Genomic DNA, 16,533 nt, shown 5'->3' with positions numbered 1-16,533 from the left:
CGAAATTATTCTTGCGCGAGCCCTAACGCGGTAACAGCGCGGCCGCCCTTATCCGAACCACGGACTCACACGGATGGACACAGATGGGGTTTAACTTCCAGCCGGGCACGCGCAGGTCCCTTCTCCAGACCGACCATTTGTCGAGCAGCTTTCCAGTCCAGAGAGCCGTGTGTATCTGTGTCCACCCGTGGTACTTCCTCGGCCACGGGGAGCCCCATGGGCGACGGTGGCGGGGCATGGCCCGCCCAATAGTTCCCGAGCATCGCCGGATGGCGGTGAGTCTGTAGCGGCTTTAGCCGAGAACAGGTTTTACTGGCAGTTGGATTCAATGCGGTTACACTTCTCCTGATAATCCAAAACAAGCCGGAGGAGAGCGCCCGTGAACAGTGCAATACGTATCCATCAGTACGGAGGACCGGAAGTCCTGAGCCTGGAGTCGGTCGCGGTCGGCGAGCCGGCGGCCGGCGAGGTCAGGGTAAGGCATAGCGCCATCGGCCTGAACTTTATCGATGTCTACCAGCGTACCGGGCTCTACCCCGTGGCGGGATTCCCGCAGACCCTGGGCATGGAGGCGGCCGGCGTCATCGAGGCGGTCGGTGCCGGGGTCGATGGGTTTGCCGCGGGTGACCGGGTGGCCTACGCCATGGCGCTGGGCTCCTACTGCAACGCGCGGCTGATGGGGGTGGACAAGCTGGTCAGGTTGCCGGACACCATTGACGATCAAACCGCCGCCGCCATGATGCTGCAGGGGATGACGGCGCGCTACCTGCTGAAAAGCTCCTACCCGGTGCAGGCCGGGGATGCCATTCTGGTGATGGCCGCGGCCGGCGGCGTCGGTACCTTGCTGTGCCAATGGGCCAACCACCTGGGCGCCACGGTGATCGGTTGTGTCGGCAGTGCCGACAAGGCCCGGCTGGCGCAGGAGAACGGCTGTCATCACACCATCCTCTACAAGGAGGAGGACGTGGCCGCCCGGGTGCGCGAGATCACCGGCGATGCCGGGGTAGCGGCCGCCTATGATGCGGTGGGCCAGGCGACCCTGATGGCGTCGCTCGATTCACTGCGGCCCACCGGCACCTTCGTCAGCTACGGTAACGCCTCCGGGCCGATCAGCGATTTCAATATCGGCCTGTTGGCACAGAAGGGCTCGCTCTACCTGCAGCGGCCGACCCTGGCCACCTATATCCGCAACCGCGAGCTGCTGAACGAGTGCGCCCAGGATCTGTTCGACGTGGTGCAGTCGGGGGCGGTGAAGGTGCGGATCGGCCAGACCTATGGGTTGGCGGACGTGGCGCAGGCCCACCGCGACCTGGAGGCGCGCCAGACCACCGGGGCGACGCTGCTGCTGCCGTAGCAGCCGTTGCTCCGGCCAGTGAGGGGCTGATTGTAGGAGCGCCTCTGGCGCGATGGTTGTTCGCGGCAGAGCCGCTCCTACGGTGATGGACGTGGAATCAACTCAGCACCGTAGCCTGGATGAAGCCGTCACCCCCCCAACAGGAGAATCGCATGCGCCCGCGGCGGCGGAATCCGGGGAGCGTGCTTCGACCTGGCACCACCCCGGATTTCGCCCGTTCGGGGTTGTGCGCCGGTTAAGCTCCCATGGCGCGGGCTCCATCCAGGCTACAAATTACGTAGGGTCGCGGCGGTAATGACTCAATGGCTTTGATTGGCGGAAGCGGGCAGGCTGCGCCGCAGCACCAGGTACCCCACCAGGCCGGAGGCCAGCGAGCCGAGAACGATGCCGAGCCGCTCATCGAAGATGAGATTGATATCGGTCTCCTCGAACGCCAGCGAACCGATAAACAGGCTCATGGTAAAGCCGATGCCGCAGAGGGCGGCGGTGCCATAGAGTGAACTCCAGGAGATGCCCGGGGGCAGGTGGGTCAGGCCAAACCGGATGGCCAGCCAGCAGAAACCGAACACCCCGATCTGCTTGCCGACGAACAGCCCCAGGGCGATGCCGACGGGCACGTTGTGCAGGAGCTGCTCGACGCCGATGCCGGTGAGGGTGATGCCGGCGTTGGCGAAGGCGAATATCGGCAGTATCCAGAACGCCACCACGGAGTGCAGGTCATGTTCCAGCTCCTTTAGCGGTGACTGGCGCGGATCGACTTTCGACTTCATCGGGATGAACAGGGCGAGGATCACCCCGGCCAGGGTGGCGTGTACGCCGGATTTCAGCATGGCGACCCACATGACCACCCCCACCATGATATAGAGACTCTTCGATTCCACCTGACGGCGGTTGAACAGCAGCAGCAGGGGGATGCAGCAGGCGACCAGGATCAGGGCGCTGAGAGAGATCTTGGCGGTATAGAAGGCCGCGATGATCAGGATGGCGCCGATATCGTCGAAGATGGCCAATGAAGTGAGGAAGATCTTGATCGAGGTGGGAACGCGCGATCCCAGCAACATCAGCACCCCCAGGGCGAAGGCGATATCGGTGGCGGCCGGGATTGCCCAGCCCGCCATGGCGGTGCGGTCACCCAGATTGAAAAAGGCGTAGATCGCCGCGGGTGCGGCCATGCCGCCGATGGCGCCGATCCCGGGCAGGATGATGTTACTCCGGTCGGCCAGTTCGCCTTCGAGCAGTTCGCGTTTCAGTTCCAGCCCGACCAGGAAGAAAAATACCGCCATCAGGCCGTCATTGATCCACAACAGCAGCGGTTTGGCGATTTCGAAAGCGCCGATACGGATCGCCACGGGGGTGTCCAGGATCAGTGAGTAATAGGTCTGCAACGGTGTGTTGGCGCAGATCAGGGCGAATGCCGCCGCCGCTATGAGCATAATCCCACCGGCGGTTTCGAGCTTGAAAAAGCCGGTGATGAACGATTCCTGATTGTTGTTCATTAATTATCCCGATCCCGAGGAGTCTTTGATCCAGCGTTGGTGGCGTCTACCGGAACTTATTCTTGCGCGGGTCCTTAGTCTGCCGGTTCGCACCTGCCATCTCAACCCTGCAAAGCGTGGCGCTTGGGTGCTCTGTCGGACTTCCTGACCGGGCGTCGGGTTGCGCTCAACCGCCCTTGGACGAGCGGCGCGTTTTCCTGGCCGCGCGCCTGGCGGCCTTCTCCTCGCGGATGTGCCGGGTCTCCTCCTGCTCCCGCTCCATCATCGCCGGCGTCTCCAGGGAGATCCGCCCCAGCTGGCCGGCGCGCAGCTCGGTCAGCAGCAGCTTGCCGGCCTTCTCCATGTCCACCCGGCCGCCGCCGCGCAGGCAGCCCCGTTTGCGTCCGATCAGCTCCAGCAGCTCATGTTCGGCATCGGGGAGCTGGTCGATCCGGTAGCGGACTTTCAGGTTTTCCGGATAGGCCTGCAGCAGATACCCGGCGGCGAAATGGGCCACATCGTCGTTCTGCATGGCCGTCTCCTTGACCGCCCCGGTCGCGGCCAGACGATAGCCGCTGTAGCGGTTTTCAATGTTGGGCCAGAGTACCCCGGGGGTATCCGAGAGGATGATGCCGTCACCCAGATTGATGCGCTGCTGGGCTTTGGTGATGGCGGGTTCGTTGCCGGTCTTGGCCACGGTGCGGTTGGCCAGGCTATTGATCAGGGTCGATTTCCCCACGTTGGGAATGCCGACGATCATGGCGTGGATACCCTTGAGGCTTTTCGCCTTGGCCGGGAACAGGTCACGGCAGAGTTTCGGCAGCTGTTTCAGGGTGGCGGGCTCCTGGCAGCTGATGGCCAGGCTCTTCACCCCCTGCTCCCGCTCCAGGTAGTGTTGCCACTGCGCCGTGACGCCGGGGTCGGCCAGGTCGCTCTTGTTCAGGACCTTGATGCAGGGCTTGTCGCCACGCAGGGTGGAGAGCATGGGATTGGTGCTGCTGAAGGGGATGCGCGCGTCCAGCACCTCGATGATCACATCGACCTGGGGCAGGGTCTCTCTGATCTGCTTGCTGGCCTTGTGCATGTGGCCCGGATACCACTGAATCTGCATGGATGTCTACCTGTCACCGCCGGGGTCAGCCGCTCTGACACACGTCCTGGCGGGGCAGTATAGCGAAGTTTGGCGGCGGGGGTGGATAGCCGGGCGTGTGGGCGGGATTATCTCTATGGCTGAAGGGGGCGGAGTCAAGCTGCGCGGACCCGGAAGAGTTTCCCACCGCCGGTGCGCGGTTTGACTCCGACCCCGGTGTGTTGACACTCCGGTTTGACTCCGACCCCGGTGGCAAGCTCACCGACATCCCACTGGTGGTTTTTCTGCTTGCGGCTTCAGCCGCGTTCCAGCAGACACTCCGGCTTGAAGCCGAGGATGAAGCCGCCCCAGTGCTGGCCGTTGACATAGAGCGGCAGCGACAGGTCATTGAGCACCTCGCCGGTATCGCGGATATAGGTCTGCAGCAGGAACGGCTCGGTATTGGCCGCCCGGCGTTTTTCCGCGCGATTGTTGTTGTAGATCTTCAGGTGCCGGCTGTTGAGGTTGTCGGTCTCGAAATTCCCGGTCATGGGTTTGGATAGGTGTCTGTGGTGTGCCGGCAGGAAGCCGTTCTTGTCCACCGGGACCGCATAGATGAATTCGGGGCGCGCCTTGATAAAGCTGTCGATCAGCGGCTGGATGAGCGGCTCATAGGTCGATACATAGGGCAGATTGTATTTCTGCGGGTTGGTGTTGGGGACCGGCTGGTAATTGGTATCGAACAGATTGACGCCCCGGGCGGCCAGGTCATTGAGTACCTGCTGGATCTGATTGGCCCACTCCCGGGCGGTCAGGATCATGTTTTCAAAGCCGCCACGGCCGATGATGAAGCGGGAGAGCAGTTCCTGGGTCTGTTCGGTGGCCACCTCCAGCTCATTGGCGTACTTCTCCGAGCCATCCATGTCGGTCTTGATGCTCTTGCTCAGTTCGGCGATCTCACTGACGTTGCGGTGCGACTCCTTGTTGGTGATCGACAGCTCTTCAATGGCCGCGCTGATCTCGATCAACTGGGAATTGACAGAATCGAAATCGCTGATCATCTTGCGGAACTGGGAGGCGGTGTCGGCAATCACGGTCTGGGTGTTCTCGGTATAGTGCTGGATCTCCTGGGTGCCTTTCTTGGTGCTCTCCACCAGGTGCGACATCTCGCTGATGTTTTTGCTGATCTCGCCGGTGGCGTTGTTGACCTTGTGGGCAAGATTGCGCACCTCGTCCGCCACCACGGCAAAGCCGCGGCCGTTCTCGCCGGCGCGGGCCGCCTCGATCGCGGCATTCAGCGCCAGCAGGTTGGTCTGGTCCGAGAACTCCTGCACCATGGTCAGTATGGTGCGGATATTTTCCGAGTTTTTGCTCAACAGATTGACGGTCTCGTTGAATCCATTCAGCAGCTTGCCGACCGCCGCCACCTGCTCGGTCACCGTGGTGAGGCGTTGCGAGGAGACATTGGCCTCCTCGAGATTGGCGCAGTTCTGTTCCGAGATGGTATTGGTGTGACGGGCGATCTCGTCTATGGCACGGGTCGCCTCGCTACTGGACTGGAACACCTGGGTGGCGTTCAGCTCCTGCCGGTCGACCCGGTCATGGGCGGAATGGATCATTTTGTCCAGTCGGGTCGAGCCCAGTGCCACGCTGACCGTGCGGCGACGGGTCTCGTCGATGATGTTACGCAGGTTTTCCGCAAACCGGTTGTAGCTCTGTGCCATCTCGGCGATTTCGTCCTGGGTGGTGACCGGCAGTATGGCCGAGATGTCGCCGTCCTTTTCGGTGATGGCGTTCAGGATGTCGGTGATTGACCGGACCGGACGCAGGAACAGGTGGCGCATATAGAATACGATGCCGATGGCCGCCACCACACTCAGCAGGGTGATGCCGAGCAGCAGCATCAGGTGGTGGTCCAGCTGTGCCAGCAACCGGCCGGCCAGCGCGCTGTCCGACGCACCGTCCTGCAGGATCGAGCGGATGTCGCCGATATGACTGTAGGCGAGCCAGAAGGTGAGGAGTTGAAACAGCAGCAGGAAACCCACATTGCCGATGAACTTGCGGGTGAGGGTGTTGAAGAAGCTCTTTTCGATCTGGGTATATAGGCTCATGGTTCGTCTCTGGCTTGTTATAGTAGATTAGGAGTCTGTCGGGCTTAACACTGATCTACTGCGGAAAAGCCGGATTTGGCCATATTTTCCGATCTTTCTCGTTAAATGGGTCCACTATTCGCCTCGAAAGATCGAAAAATCTGTCTCAAACCGGCTTTCCCTCGCTACGATCGGTCAAGCCCGGCAGACTCCTAGCCAGGGCCCTCCCATGCCCTGTTACGGCGTCCACGACGGCTCCCTCGTCGATGGTCGTTGGCGGTATCCGACCCGCTTACTCTCATGCCACTCCTCCACCCTCAGGGTGTGGCGCCCCCTGATGTATGGAGGTTGTCGGGCATATGACACATTTCTTTAATTTATATTGCCATTAAGGGCGGTGTTTGGTAACGGGACGAAAGTCGATTGCCGGTTGCCACGAACGGGGTTCTGACGCGGGATGATCCACCACCGATTGGCTATACTCGGGGTGACGGACCGACCCGGACGTACCGGGAAACAACGCGGGGGAGCGCGGCCGACAGTTCGTCATCCGGAAGTCACCCGCTGGTCATTCAACTGCGCTACGGTGGAAACAGAGGGCATGAAAGAACTATTCCCGGATCTCCAGCTTGATCCCGGTTCCCGGGCGCTGGGGGCTGCCCTGGATGAGCGGGATCATTACACCCAATGCCACTCCCAGCGGGTGGCGGGCTTCTCCCGTCTGATCGGTCTTGCCTGCGGTCTTGAGCAGGCCGACCTCGAGGCGCTCGAACTGGGCGCCTTTTTCCACGACATCGGCAAAATCGGCATTCCCGACCATATCCTGCTGAAACCGGATCGGTTCACCGACGAAGAGATGGAGGTGATGAAGGACCATCCGGTCAAGGGGGAGAGTATCGTCAGGCAGTTGGGGCTCCAGGCCGGCGATCAGGTTGCCCGGGCGGTGCGCCATCATCACGAACATTTCGATGGCGGCGGTTACCCGGATGGCCTCCGGGGGGAGAATATTCCGATTCTCTCGCGCATCATCTCGGTGGCCGACAGTTTCGATGCCATGACCGAGGCCCGGCCCTATCTTGAGGCGCGACCGGCCGTGGAGGTGCTGGCTATCATCTCCGGCGAGGCCGGGACCAAGCTGGACCCCTATCTGGTGCATAAACTGCGGCGCCTGGTGTCGTCCTGGCGGGATGAGGGGGGCGGCTGAGCGGCCCCGGCTTCCCCTGCTACGATCGGCCAAGTCCGACAGACTCCCCGGACGATCCGGTTCTGCCCGGTCGCTGTTTCAAATGACACCCTGGCGATGCAACCTGCCTGGAGCCGTTCTGTGTTAACCTTAATCACCGCAGGACGCAGCCGGGGCTTGGATGCTGGTCATTGTCAATCTCATGAAGCCTACTGATTATGATTGCAGCAAAATTACTGGAACAGATCCCTCTCTTTGCCGACATGAGTCAGGAGGACCTGGAACGGGTGGCGCAGCACACGGAGGAGCTGGTCTGCGAGAAGGGCAATTACCTGTTCCGTGAAGGTGACAAGGCGAACGATCTCTATGTGCTGCTCAGCGGGCTGGCACAGATGACCGCGCGGGGCCCGGAGGGGCAGCAGACGGTGATCGAGATAATCTATCCGGGCGACTCCTTCATCCTGGCGGCGGTCATCAGTGGCAAGCGTTTTCTTATGTCGGCCGAGGTGGTGAAACGTTCCCAAGTCCTCAAGATCCCGGGGACGGCGCTGACCGAACTGATCCGCAACGGCGGTGATTTCGGCCTCAGCATGTTGGCCACCCTGTCCACCCAGTACCGGAGCATGGTGCGGCAGGTGAAGAATCAGCGCCTGCGCACCACCGCGCAGCGGGTCGCCGCGTTTCTCCTGGACCTGGCCTACGATCAGGGGCGCGGGGAGAACCGGATCACCCTTCCCCACAGCAAAAAGATGCTGGCGGCACTGCTGGGCATGTCCCAGGAGGGGCTTTCGCGCACCTTCACCGCCCTGCGGGAACAGGGGGTGGTGATCGATCACAAACAGGTGCAGATCGAGTCCATCATCAAACTGCGCCGGTTCTGTGGTTTCAGCAACAAGCTGGATGCGTCGGACCGGATCTCCATGAAAGAGTAGCTTCGCGGGTTGGGTCGGCTTACTCCATTCCCAGAATCGGCAGTGTGACGCTGAAGACGGTCCCCTTGCCGGGTTCCGTGGCAAAACAGAGTTCGCCGCCATGCTTCTTTACGATGATATGGCGCGCGATGGAGAGACCCTGGCCGGTGCCACTGCCCACCTCGCGGGTGGTGAAAAACGGCTCGAAAATCCTCTCCTGAATCGTTACCGGGATCCCGGTGCCGTTGTCGCCTATGCGGATCAGCACCTGGTCATCCTGTCGTTGGCTACTGACACTGATACGTCCCTTGCCTGCCATCGCCTTCCCTTCGATGGCATGGGCGGCATTCACCAGCAGGTTGAGGAAGACCTGGTTTATCTCGCCGGGGTTACAACTGACATAGGGTAACGAGGGGTCCAGCCGTGACTCCATCGTGGCCAGGTGTTTCCATTCGCTGCGGGTGATGGTGAGGGTGTTCTCCAGCAGGTGATTGATGTCCACCGGCGCCTTGCCTGATTCATCCCCGGGATGGGCAAACTCCCTCATTGCCATGATGAGCCGGGATATCTCGGATATCCCCTTGATCGACTGCTCGATGGCGGTGGGCACTTCGCTCAGCAGGTATTCGATATCGACCGCCTGTTTCTGCGCCATCAGTTCGGACCGCGCCTCCTGTAGCGGGCTGTCGGGGGGGATCCGCTCGATCAGGGCAAGACTCCGTTCCAGCAGCCGCCCCAGATCCCTGTGCGTCTCGGCGAGGAACTTCAGGTTGTCCCAGATATACTGCGAAGGCGTGTTGATTTCGTGGGCGATGCCGCCGGCGAGTTGCCCGACCGCCTCCAGTTTCTGCGCCTGGTTGAGTTCGTGTTCCATCTCCGACTGCAACTGCTGCGCCTGCTTCAGACTGCTGATGTCATAGACCCAGGCGAAGTAGGAGGGTGCGTTACGGTAGCTTGTCGGGCTGAGTGACATGAGCGCCGGAAACAACTCCCCGGAGCGGCGCTTCAGGGTCACTTCATAGTCGGTGACCTCGCCCTCCAGACGGCATTTCTCCAGGATCACCTGACGATCTTGCAGATTGGCGTAGAGATCCCCGGCGTGGAAGCCCACCATCTCGCTGGCCGGCATGCCGAACATATCCGCCAGGCGGCTGTTGACGAAGGAGAGTTTGCCATCGTCCAGACGGGAGATACCGAATCCGGCCGGACTCGCCTCGATGATGCCCTTGAGAAAGGCCTCATACATCACCTTCTCGGTAATGTCGGTGTAGGTGGTGACAAATCCGCCGCTGCTCATCGGGCTGCCGTCGATCTGCAGAATGACGCCGGAGGGACGCTGACGCTGAAAGCTGTGCGGCGTGAACTGCCGGGCCAGTTCGATCCGCTGCCGCACCTGGGCCTCCACATCCCCCGGGCCATACTCTCCCCGTTCGGCGTTGTAGCGGAACATATCCGCCAGGCTGGTGCCCACCTTGACCAGTGATTTCGGCAGATCCAGCAACTCCATGAGGCGGTCATTGAAAAAGACCAGGGTGAGGTCGTCGTCAAACACGCTGATGCCCTGTACCAGGTGGCCGAAGGCGTCCCGCGCTATATTGACCAGATAGCTCACCTCGTCTTGCGCTTGTGGGGGAAAGGGTTTATCCACTCTCGGGCTCCAATCAATACCTCAAGCATTATTGTCCTTACTCTGTGTAACAATAATTCCCTGAGCAGGTGTTGGCAGGCATCGGCCGTCGTCCCACGGCTTGTTCGAATCGATGGATGTTTCATATGATGGCGGCCATTGGTGTCATCACTTTAATTATTCAAGAACCGGGAGCACCTCGTGGATAGGTACGTACAGGCCAACGGTATCCGACTGCACTATTTGGATCATGCCGCGGAGGGGCCGACCCTGCTGCTGATGCCGGGCCTGACCGCCAATGCCCACTCCTTCGATGGTCTGGTGAGCGCCGGGCTGGTGCCGGCCGTCAGGTTGCTGGCCCTGGATCTGCGTGGGCGAGGTCTGAGTGACCAGCCGGGATCCGGTTACACCCTGGCGGATCACGCGGCCGATGTCATCGGCCTGCTGGACAGTCTCGACCTGGACCGCGTGGCGCTGGGCGGGCACTCCTACGGCGGTCTGCTCGGCCTCTATCTGGCGGCACACCACCCGGAGCGGGTGAGCAAACTGGTGGTGATCGACGCCGCCGCCGAGATGCACCCGGACACCCGGCGCTTGATCCAGCCGGCCATCGACCGGCTGGGCAAGCCGGTCCCGTCCTGGGATCACTACCTGGCGGCGGTAAAACTGATGCCGTGCTTCTACCGCTGGTGGGACCCGGCCATCGAGAGCTATTTTCGGGCCGATGTGCGGACCCTGCTGGATGGTCGGGTGATCTCCCGCTCATCGCCCGCCGCCATCACCGAGGCGGTGGAGCATGTCCTGGCCGAGGATTGGCAGGCCAAGCTGCCGTTGATCGACCAGCCGACCCTGCTGCTCAATGCCACGGGAGGCTATGGCCTGCCCGGGGCCCCACCGCTGTTGCCCCGGGCGCAGGCGGAGGCAACGGTTGCCGCCCTGCGGCACGGGCGCTACCGGGCGGTACCCGGCAACCACATCACCCTGCTCTATGGCGAGGGGGCGGCGCTGATGGCCAAAGAAATAGTCAAGTTCATGCGGGATTAGTCGCTAAGCTTTTCAGCCACCCGCAGATCAACACCCGACGCAGTAGCGAGTGAATCCGAAATTTCCGGCTATGAACCGGAATGGCGGGGTTAATGCGTTTTTTTGTGGCAATAATGATTGTCAACACCGGCCGCCGGCCTGGGCCGGGCCGATAGGATAAGAGGGGATGGGGATACCAATGAATGCCAATAAAAAAGTACTGATACTCTGCTGCATGGCGGTCTTGCTGTGGCTACCGCTGCTGGCATCCAATGCCGTCGCGGCCGACATGGCGGCGCTGGTCAATACGGCCGGCATGCAGCGCATGCTGTCGCAGCGCATCGCCAAGGATTACCTGTTTCTCGGCAGCCAGATACGTGCCGGCAAGGCGACCCGGCAGATGCAGGGGAGTCTCGCCCTAGTGCTAAACAACCACGACGTGCTGAAAAAATCGGTCACCGATACAAAGGTACAGGGGTTGCTGGGCGAGATCGACCCGTTGCTGGACAAACTGACCAGGATCACCAAGGCGCCCTACGTGAAGAGCAGCGGCGCCAGCATGCTGGAGCTGAGCCAATCGCTGCTGGAGTTGAACCAGGCGGTGGTGGAGAGCCTGGAGGGGCAGCAGGCGGAAAAGACCGTCACCGCAGTCAATATCGCCGGCCGCCAGCGCATGCTGTCGCAGCGTATCGGCATGCTCTATGCGGCCCGTCAGGCCGGGCTCGCCAATGACAGCACGGCGGCACAGATGCGCCAGGCGGTGGCGGAGTTTGAAAGTGCCCACGCCAGCCTCGAGGGCAACAGCCTGAACTCGGACAAGATCAACCGGGAGCTGCAGGGGGTGGAGAACCTGTGGAAGACCATACGCCACTACTTCACCGACAATGGCGAGACCGGCTATCCCGTGACCATCTTCGTCACCACCGACGACATCATGAAGCGGATGAACGTGGTCACCCTCCTGTATGTGAAGGCCCATTGGGTCGGCAAGTCCCAGTAGCCGGCTAGTACTACTTCGATTTGATAAAGTACTTTTGTAGGGTGGATAAGCCGGTAGGCGCATCCACCATTGTCGCGGTGGATGCGCTGTCGCTTATGCCATCCTCAGGTCCGTAAACGGTACATCCTTGTACCACTCCTCACCCTACGAAACTGAAACGGCTTTACCCGGCAATATTAAAGACTACTAGCGGCAGGTGACGGTGGCTTCCCCCGGCAGGGGGAGCTGCCGGCACCGGTTAACTCTCGCCGATCCCGTCTACAACCTATCCCCCCGGGTTTTTCGACCCGTGGGGATAGGCTATGCTTGCCCTTTCGAACAGCTTCGGCAGCGTTGAAACCGGGGGGGCATCCTGATGAAGATAGCGGTATATGGCAGCGGCGGCGTGGGCGGCTATTTTGGCGGCCGGGTGGCCAGCATCGGTCACGAGGTGGCGTTCATCGCTCGCGGCGCCCATCTGCAGGCGATGCGCCGGCAGGGGCTGGCCGTGGAGAGTATCAAAGGCGATTTCACCCTCGCATCGCCCCGCGTCACCGACGACCCGGCGGAGATCGGACCGGTGGATGCGGTGCTGGTCTGCGTCAAGAGCTGGCAGGTACCGGAGGCGGCCCGCGCCATGGCCCCGCTGCTGGGCCCGGATACATTTGTCGTGTCACTACTCAACGGCGTGGAGGCCCCCGATCAGCTCATCGAGGTGCTGGGCCGGGAACGGGTGTTGGGGGGCGTGGCGAAAATCTTCAGCTTTATCGAGCGCCCCGGCCTGATCCGGCATATCGGACACGAGCCGACGCTGCTGCTGGGGGAACTCGATGGCTCGCGCAGTGAACGTCTGAAGCGGCTGGCGGGGGTGCTGAGCGAGGCCGGGATCAGCGTGGAGCTGCCCGATTCGATACGCCTGGAGATCTGGCGAAAATTTCTCTTCACCACCGGCTGGGGTGGCCTGGGTGCGATCAGCCGGGCGCCGATCGGCATTCTGCGCCAGGAGCCGGGTACCCGCGCCATCATCGATGCTTGCATGCGGGAAACCGTGGCCGTGGGCCGGGCGGCCGGCATCGCCTTTCCGGACGATATCATCCCCAGCACCTGGGACTTCACCGACGCCCTGGAGCCGAGCGGTACCAGCTCCCTGCAACGCGATATCGCGGCCGGCCGGCCGTCGGAACTCGACGCCTGGAACGGGGCGGTGGTGCGTCTGGGCGCGCGTTATGGCGTGGCGACACCCACGCACCGGCTGATTTCCGACGCGCTGCTGCCCCTGGAGTGTCGGGCACGTGGCGAACTCACCTTCTAGCCGGCTTCGATCGGGGCCATTTATCAGATTGCGCCTATAGCCAGTCGCGCGGTATCGACTACTATTGAATCTGCTCTCCTACCCCGAGTTTCAAGGCGCAAAGAGATGGGATTCTCAGGTTTTTACCGATTATTTCGCCGCCGCCGGCCCACCGCCAACAAGGATCGCCGGGTCAACCGCCGGGTGATCCCGAGCGAAGGCACCACGGTGCTGATCGTCGATGACTCGCGGACGGTTCGCCGGGTGATGGGTCTCATGTTGCGCCAGTCCGGTTACCGAGCCCTGGAGGCGGCCGACGGGGCGCAGGGCATCGCCCTGGCCCGCCGTCATAAACCAAACCTGATCTTCATGGACGTGATGATGCCGGACATGGACGGTTTCCAGGTGACCCGCAAGCTGCAGATGGATGTGCAGACCCAGGATATCCCGGTGATCATCATCAGTAGCAAGCGCCAGGCAACGGTCCAGAACTGGGTAGAGAAAACAGGCGCCAAGGGCTTCATGGCCAAGCCGTTCGAGCGCGGCGAGCTGTTCCGCCGGCTGGAACGTGCCATTTACTGACCCGGTGCCTTTTGTCTTTCACCCAACTTTCGATTGACCGGCCTCCGGGGGGGGGGGGGGCTGGGGCCAGTAGTGGCCAAAGGCTGAAAAATGAGGCACCATGAAGAAAAATCGCCATACGGGACGATCGATTGCCTTCAGGAAGAGGGGCCGAAACCGGCTACACGGAAGATCTTCCTGCGCTATCACCCAAAATAGCGAACCACTGGGCAACGGGTAAGATAATAAATGCTTATTAATAGAGCTGGGCGACCCTGTCCAGGGTGGCTCGGTTCAACAGGCATTTATATGCATAAACTTAAGGAGGTGATGCCTTATGAATACAGCAAAAGATGAAGTGAAAGCACTTCTGGACAAACTCCCTGACGATTGTTCACTGGAAGATGTCCAGTATCACCTTTACGTAGTGGAAAAAATCCATAGAGGGATCGAGCGTGCCGAGAAGGAAGGTACGATTAGCCAGGATGAAGCTGAGAGGAAGTTCAGTAAATGGATCTCGAAGTAAGGTGGTCGCCAGAGGCAGAAGAGGACCTCGAAGCCATCGCTGAATATATAGCGCGGGATTCTGAGTATTATGCTCGGGCTGTTGTCGCAGAAACGTTGTCGGTCTCAAGGAATACCGGTGAATTTCCCCTGATAGGCCGTATTGTTCCCGAAATAGGTGACGAGAACATACGAGAACGATTTATCTACAGCTATCGTATGATATATCGGGTTGAGCCCAAGAGAATCCTGATAGTGGCAGTGATCCATGGAAAGAGATTACTTGAAAATATCTCAGATCGGTTCGAAGAAAGCACATAACGAAGCATTGCTACGGACAAGCCGATGAATGCGACGGTAGGCCTCGCGCAGGCCCACACACTTCAGGAGAATTGATGTTTGACCACGTCAAATTCGGAGTCAGCGACTATGCAGCGAGCAAGGCGTTCTTCCTCAAGGCACTCGAACCGCTTGGCGTAGCTGTTGTCTCGGAGGGGCTGCCGACGTACGGTGTCGAGCTTAGCCCAAAGGACAAGGCTTCATCATTGTGCCTGTACCAAACCGAGGAGAAGCCGGCGCATCTTCACCTGGCATTCACGGCCGAGAATCACCAGCAAGTCGAAGCTTTCTATCGCGCGGCTCTGCAGGCGGGTGGCAAAGACAATGGTGCGCCTGGTCTGCGCCCGCGCTACCACGCGAACTACTATGCAGCTTTCGTCATAGGTCCGGACGGGCACAACATCGAAGTGGTTTGTCACGAACCCGAGGCCTAACCCTTCCATCAATGGGACGTCCGCAAGCGGGCTTCGCCCGCTTGTCGTAAAACCGCGCAAAACCAGGACATATATGGGATCCGACACGGTGCAGTGAAATCCGCTAGATCCGGCCCGCTTTGGTGGTTTCGCCTAATGATATGAACCAGGCGCGGCCTCGCGTAATCGTCGCACCACATTACATGATGTAGAGAATAAATCTGTCCCGTGTCCCCCCTTTTCCATGGATGGCTTATGAATAGGCAGTTAAGAATAAGATAATGTTTATCGCTTTAATTGGGCCGTTGCCAGCAGGTGAAGACACTTGCCATCCCATACGCCCCAATCTTCCAAGAGCCTGGAGAAATTATTTCACCTCGCTTCCATTGTCTGGTAGGCTGTTGAGCTATAAGAATTATTCGCTTGGCAGGATGCTGGTTACCCCTCCGATACAGTGTCCCTACCGAGTCAGATGGACTGAAAAAGGCGAGATAATGTGTAGAACGAAAAGTCGCTTTTTGCAAATAATGCGCGAGCAACATTTCTCAAGAAATGCGCGAGACGCATAATCAGCTAAAGGGTTAGGCGGCATGCAGCCAATTGACTTCATTGTCGGTGCGTTTCTCAGCTTCCTCCTGATTGGAGTCGTGTCGCTGGCACTGTTAGTGCGGCAAGGGCGTGCTCTTTGTAGCGAGCTGGCTACACGATATCCCTCGTTGTATGCAAAATTTGGCAGGCCCAATCCAGGATTCTTTTTCAGCACAAGACGAAACGAATATATGCAGTTCGTAATGCAACGCAGGTTCGCTGAATTAGACGACCCGTCCCTGATTGCGCGATTCGAGGATTTGCGGCAGGGTGAAATGCGCCAGTTGATTTTCCTGATTGCGGGGATGGCTGTACTAGGGGCTGCCGCTATCTGGTTCGAATTCTTTCGTGCCCGCCTAACATAGCGCTGCAACGGACCTGGAGCCTTGTCACGCGCTTTGCTTGCGCAAAGCCCGCGCCAGTGCGCCAGGCCGCTGAGCTTGGTTGTTACGCTGAATCGCATCGGGCCATTGACATACCAATTATGGTATATATACTATTTTAAGTATGTGGCAAATCTATGAGCACCGAAAAGTCCCGAATCAGCTAAGCAAAATCCCAAAGGATATCTTGCAACGCTATGAAAAATGGAAGGATATTGTCAGGCTCTCTGGTCCAGATGGATTGAAAGCTATTCGTGGGTTTAACGATGAAGCGCTGAAAGGAAATTGGAAGGACTTTCGGTCTTCCCGGTTAAACCAGCAATATCGGGTGATTTACCAAATAGAACGCGAATATATTCTGATCAAAGTTGTAGAGGTGACTCCTCACGATTATCGGAGGAAGTAAAATGAAAGATTATCAAAAAACCAGAAAGACCGTTGATGTTTCCGTCGGGGAATCTGTTCGGATTATTCGTGAGCTTCAAGGTTTAAGCCAGAACCAATTGGCTGGGTTAACTGGAATCCCTCAGTCCACTCTTTCTGCCATAGAAAATGATCGTGTCAGTCTAGGCGTTGAAAGAGCAAAAGTTATTGCTAGCGCGCTGCGCTGCCATCCTGCTGTTTTGGTTTTCCCTGGCTGGGAGATTGACGGTGACCAAGCAGCGTAACAAACAAAGCCAACGGACAGCTAAAGCCGTACGCTGCTTTGGGCGTTATAACCAATAAAATATGAAAAAATCATT

17 protein-coding genes are annotated in these 16,533 nt (G+C 59.5%); 13 read left to right on the top strand and 4 right to left on the bottom strand.

Features of this window, described 5'->3' with window-relative positions; genetic code table 11:
* The first annotated feature begins 379 nt into the window (after positions 1-379).
* Positions 380-1,354: a quinone oxidoreductase family protein gene (locus NPX02_RS20020; RefSeq protein ID WP_260295808.1), complete on the top strand. Its 975-nt coding sequence runs from the start codon at positions 380-382 to the stop codon at positions 1,352-1,354.
* 299 nt (positions 1,355-1,653) lie between these two features.
* Here the strand turns inward: NPX02_RS20020 and nhaA are convergent, their stop codons facing one another.
* From nhaA to NPX02_RS20005, 3 genes are all read right to left on the bottom strand, one after another.
* Positions 1,654-2,850: a Na+/H+ antiporter NhaA gene (gene nhaA, locus NPX02_RS20015; RefSeq protein WP_260295807.1), complete on the bottom strand. Its 1,197-nt coding sequence runs from the start codon at positions 2,848-2,850 to the stop codon at positions 1,654-1,656.
* A gap of 166 nt (positions 2,851-3,016) precedes the next feature.
* Positions 3,017-3,940 carry a ribosome biogenesis GTPase YlqF gene (gene ylqF, locus NPX02_RS20010; RefSeq protein WP_260295805.1) on the bottom strand — a complete coding sequence of 308 codons (924 nt, stop codon included), beginning with the start codon at positions 3,938-3,940 and terminating at the stop codon, positions 3,017-3,019.
* A gap of 275 nt (positions 3,941-4,215) precedes the next feature.
* Entirely contained in the window at positions 4,216-6,009 is a 1,794-nt protein-coding gene (locus tag NPX02_RS20005; RefSeq protein ID WP_260295803.1) for a methyl-accepting chemotaxis protein, read from the bottom strand.
* A gap of 580 nt (positions 6,010-6,589) precedes the next feature.
* Between NPX02_RS20005 and NPX02_RS20000 the strand changes: the two genes are divergently transcribed.
* The gene (locus NPX02_RS20000; RefSeq protein ID WP_260295802.1) at positions 6,590-7,192 is read left to right on the top strand and encodes an HD-GYP domain-containing protein; all 603 of its coding nucleotides are present in this window, start codon (positions 6,590-6,592) and stop codon (positions 7,190-7,192) included.
* 197 nt (positions 7,193-7,389) lie between these two features.
* On the top strand, positions 7,390-8,103 hold the full coding sequence (locus tag NPX02_RS19995) for a cyclic nucleotide-binding domain-containing protein (RefSeq protein WP_260295801.1): 714 nt from the start codon (positions 7,390-7,392) through the stop codon (positions 8,101-8,103).
* Between the two features lie 19 nt (positions 8,104-8,122).
* On the opposite strand, the gene NPX02_RS19990 is transcribed toward NPX02_RS19995, so the two are convergent.
* Positions 8,123-9,730, bottom strand: coding sequence for a PAS-domain containing protein (locus NPX02_RS19990; RefSeq protein ID WP_260295800.1), 1,608 nt, complete (start codon positions 9,728-9,730; stop codon positions 8,123-8,125).
* A gap of 180 nt (positions 9,731-9,910) precedes the next feature.
* Here NPX02_RS19990 and NPX02_RS19985 point away from each other — a divergent pair, with 180 nt between their 5' ends.
* From NPX02_RS19985 to NPX02_RS19940, 10 genes are all read left to right on the top strand, one after another.
* The gene (locus NPX02_RS19985; protein WP_260295799.1) at positions 9,911-10,753 is read left to right on the top strand and encodes an alpha/beta fold hydrolase; all 843 of its coding nucleotides are present in this window, start codon (positions 9,911-9,913) and stop codon (positions 10,751-10,753) included.
* A 178-nt stretch (positions 10,754-10,931) separates the two neighbouring features.
* Positions 10,932-11,732, top strand: coding sequence for a type IV pili methyl-accepting chemotaxis transducer N-terminal domain-containing protein (locus NPX02_RS19980; protein ID WP_260295798.1), 801 nt, complete (start codon positions 10,932-10,934; stop codon positions 11,730-11,732).
* 355 nt (positions 11,733-12,087) lie between these two features.
* Positions 12,088-13,023: a 2-dehydropantoate 2-reductase gene (locus NPX02_RS19975; protein ID WP_260295797.1), complete on the top strand. Its 936-nt coding sequence runs from the start codon at positions 12,088-12,090 to the stop codon at positions 13,021-13,023.
* Positions 13,024-13,128: 105 nt separating this feature from the next.
* Complete coding sequence (locus NPX02_RS19970; RefSeq protein WP_260295796.1) at positions 13,129-13,584, top strand: response regulator; 456 nt, start codon at positions 13,129-13,131, stop codon at positions 13,582-13,584.
* Positions 13,585-13,900: 316 nt separating this feature from the next.
* Positions 13,901-14,089, top strand: coding sequence for a hypothetical protein (locus tag NPX02_RS19965; protein ID WP_260295795.1), 189 nt, complete (start codon positions 13,901-13,903; stop codon positions 14,087-14,089).
* Positions 14,074-14,388, top strand: coding sequence for a type II toxin-antitoxin system RelE/ParE family toxin (locus tag NPX02_RS19960; protein WP_260295794.1), 315 nt, complete (start codon positions 14,074-14,076; stop codon positions 14,386-14,388). Before NPX02_RS19965 ends, NPX02_RS19960 begins: the two co-directional genes overlap by 16 nt.
* Positions 14,389-14,462: 74 nt before the next feature.
* The gene (locus NPX02_RS19955) at positions 14,463-14,840 is read left to right on the top strand and encodes a VOC family protein (protein ID WP_260295793.1); all 378 of its coding nucleotides are present in this window, start codon (positions 14,463-14,465) and stop codon (positions 14,838-14,840) included.
* A gap of 569 nt (positions 14,841-15,409) precedes the next feature.
* Positions 15,410-15,772, top strand: coding sequence for a hypothetical protein (locus tag NPX02_RS19950; protein WP_260295792.1), 363 nt, complete (start codon positions 15,410-15,412; stop codon positions 15,770-15,772).
* Between the two features lie 205 nt (positions 15,773-15,977).
* Complete coding sequence (locus NPX02_RS19945; protein WP_335342612.1) at positions 15,978-16,196, top strand: type II toxin-antitoxin system mRNA interferase toxin, RelE/StbE family; 219 nt, start codon at positions 15,978-15,980, stop codon at positions 16,194-16,196.
* A 1-nt stretch (position 16,197) separates the two neighbouring features.
* Positions 16,198-16,458, top strand: a complete 261-nt coding sequence (locus tag NPX02_RS19940) for a helix-turn-helix domain-containing protein (RefSeq protein ID WP_260295790.1) — start codon at positions 16,198-16,200, stop codon at positions 16,456-16,458.
* Positions 16,459-16,533: the final 75 nt, after the last annotated feature.

The organism is Sedimenticola hydrogenitrophicus (assembly GCF_025175675.1).
GTDB classification, from domain to species: domain Bacteria; phylum Pseudomonadota; class Gammaproteobacteria; order Chromatiales; family Chromatiaceae; genus Sedimenticola; species Sedimenticola hydrogenitrophicus.
This window is presented reverse-complemented; position numbering and strand designations above follow the sequence as displayed.

Coding starts and splice junctions, on each gene's coding strand:
- nhaA (WP_260295807.1), bottom strand. CDS start 2,850: ATGAACAACAATCAGGAATCGTTCATCACCGGCTTTTTCAAGCTCGAA.
- ylqF (WP_260295805.1), bottom strand. CDS start 3,940: ATGCAGATTCAGTGGTATCCGGGCCACATGCACAAGGCCAGCAAGCAG.
- NPX02_RS20005 (WP_260295803.1), bottom strand. CDS start 6,009: ATGAGCCTATATACCCAGATCGAAAAGAGCTTCTTCAACACCCTCACC.
- NPX02_RS20000 (WP_260295802.1), top strand. CDS start 6,590: ATGAAAGAACTATTCCCGGATCTCCAGCTTGATCCCGGTTCCCGGGCG.
- NPX02_RS19995 (WP_260295801.1), top strand. CDS start 7,390: ATGATTGCAGCAAAATTACTGGAACAGATCCCTCTCTTTGCCGACATG.
- NPX02_RS19980 (WP_260295798.1), top strand. CDS start 10,932: ATGAATGCCAATAAAAAAGTACTGATACTCTGCTGCATGGCGGTCTTG.
- NPX02_RS19975 (WP_260295797.1), top strand. CDS start 12,088: ATGAAGATAGCGGTATATGGCAGCGGCGGCGTGGGCGGCTATTTTGGC.
- NPX02_RS19970 (WP_260295796.1), top strand. CDS start 13,129: ATGGGATTCTCAGGTTTTTACCGATTATTTCGCCGCCGCCGGCCCACC.
- NPX02_RS19965 (WP_260295795.1), top strand. CDS start 13,901: ATGAATACAGCAAAAGATGAAGTGAAAGCACTTCTGGACAAACTCCCT.
- NPX02_RS19960 (WP_260295794.1), top strand. CDS start 14,074: ATGGATCTCGAAGTAAGGTGGTCGCCAGAGGCAGAAGAGGACCTCGAA.
- NPX02_RS19955 (WP_260295793.1), top strand. CDS start 14,463: ATGTTTGACCACGTCAAATTCGGAGTCAGCGACTATGCAGCGAGCAAG.
- NPX02_RS19950 (WP_260295792.1), top strand. CDS start 15,410: ATGCAGCCAATTGACTTCATTGTCGGTGCGTTTCTCAGCTTCCTCCTG.
- NPX02_RS19940 (WP_260295790.1), top strand. CDS start 16,198: ATGAAAGATTATCAAAAAACCAGAAAGACCGTTGATGTTTCCGTCGGG.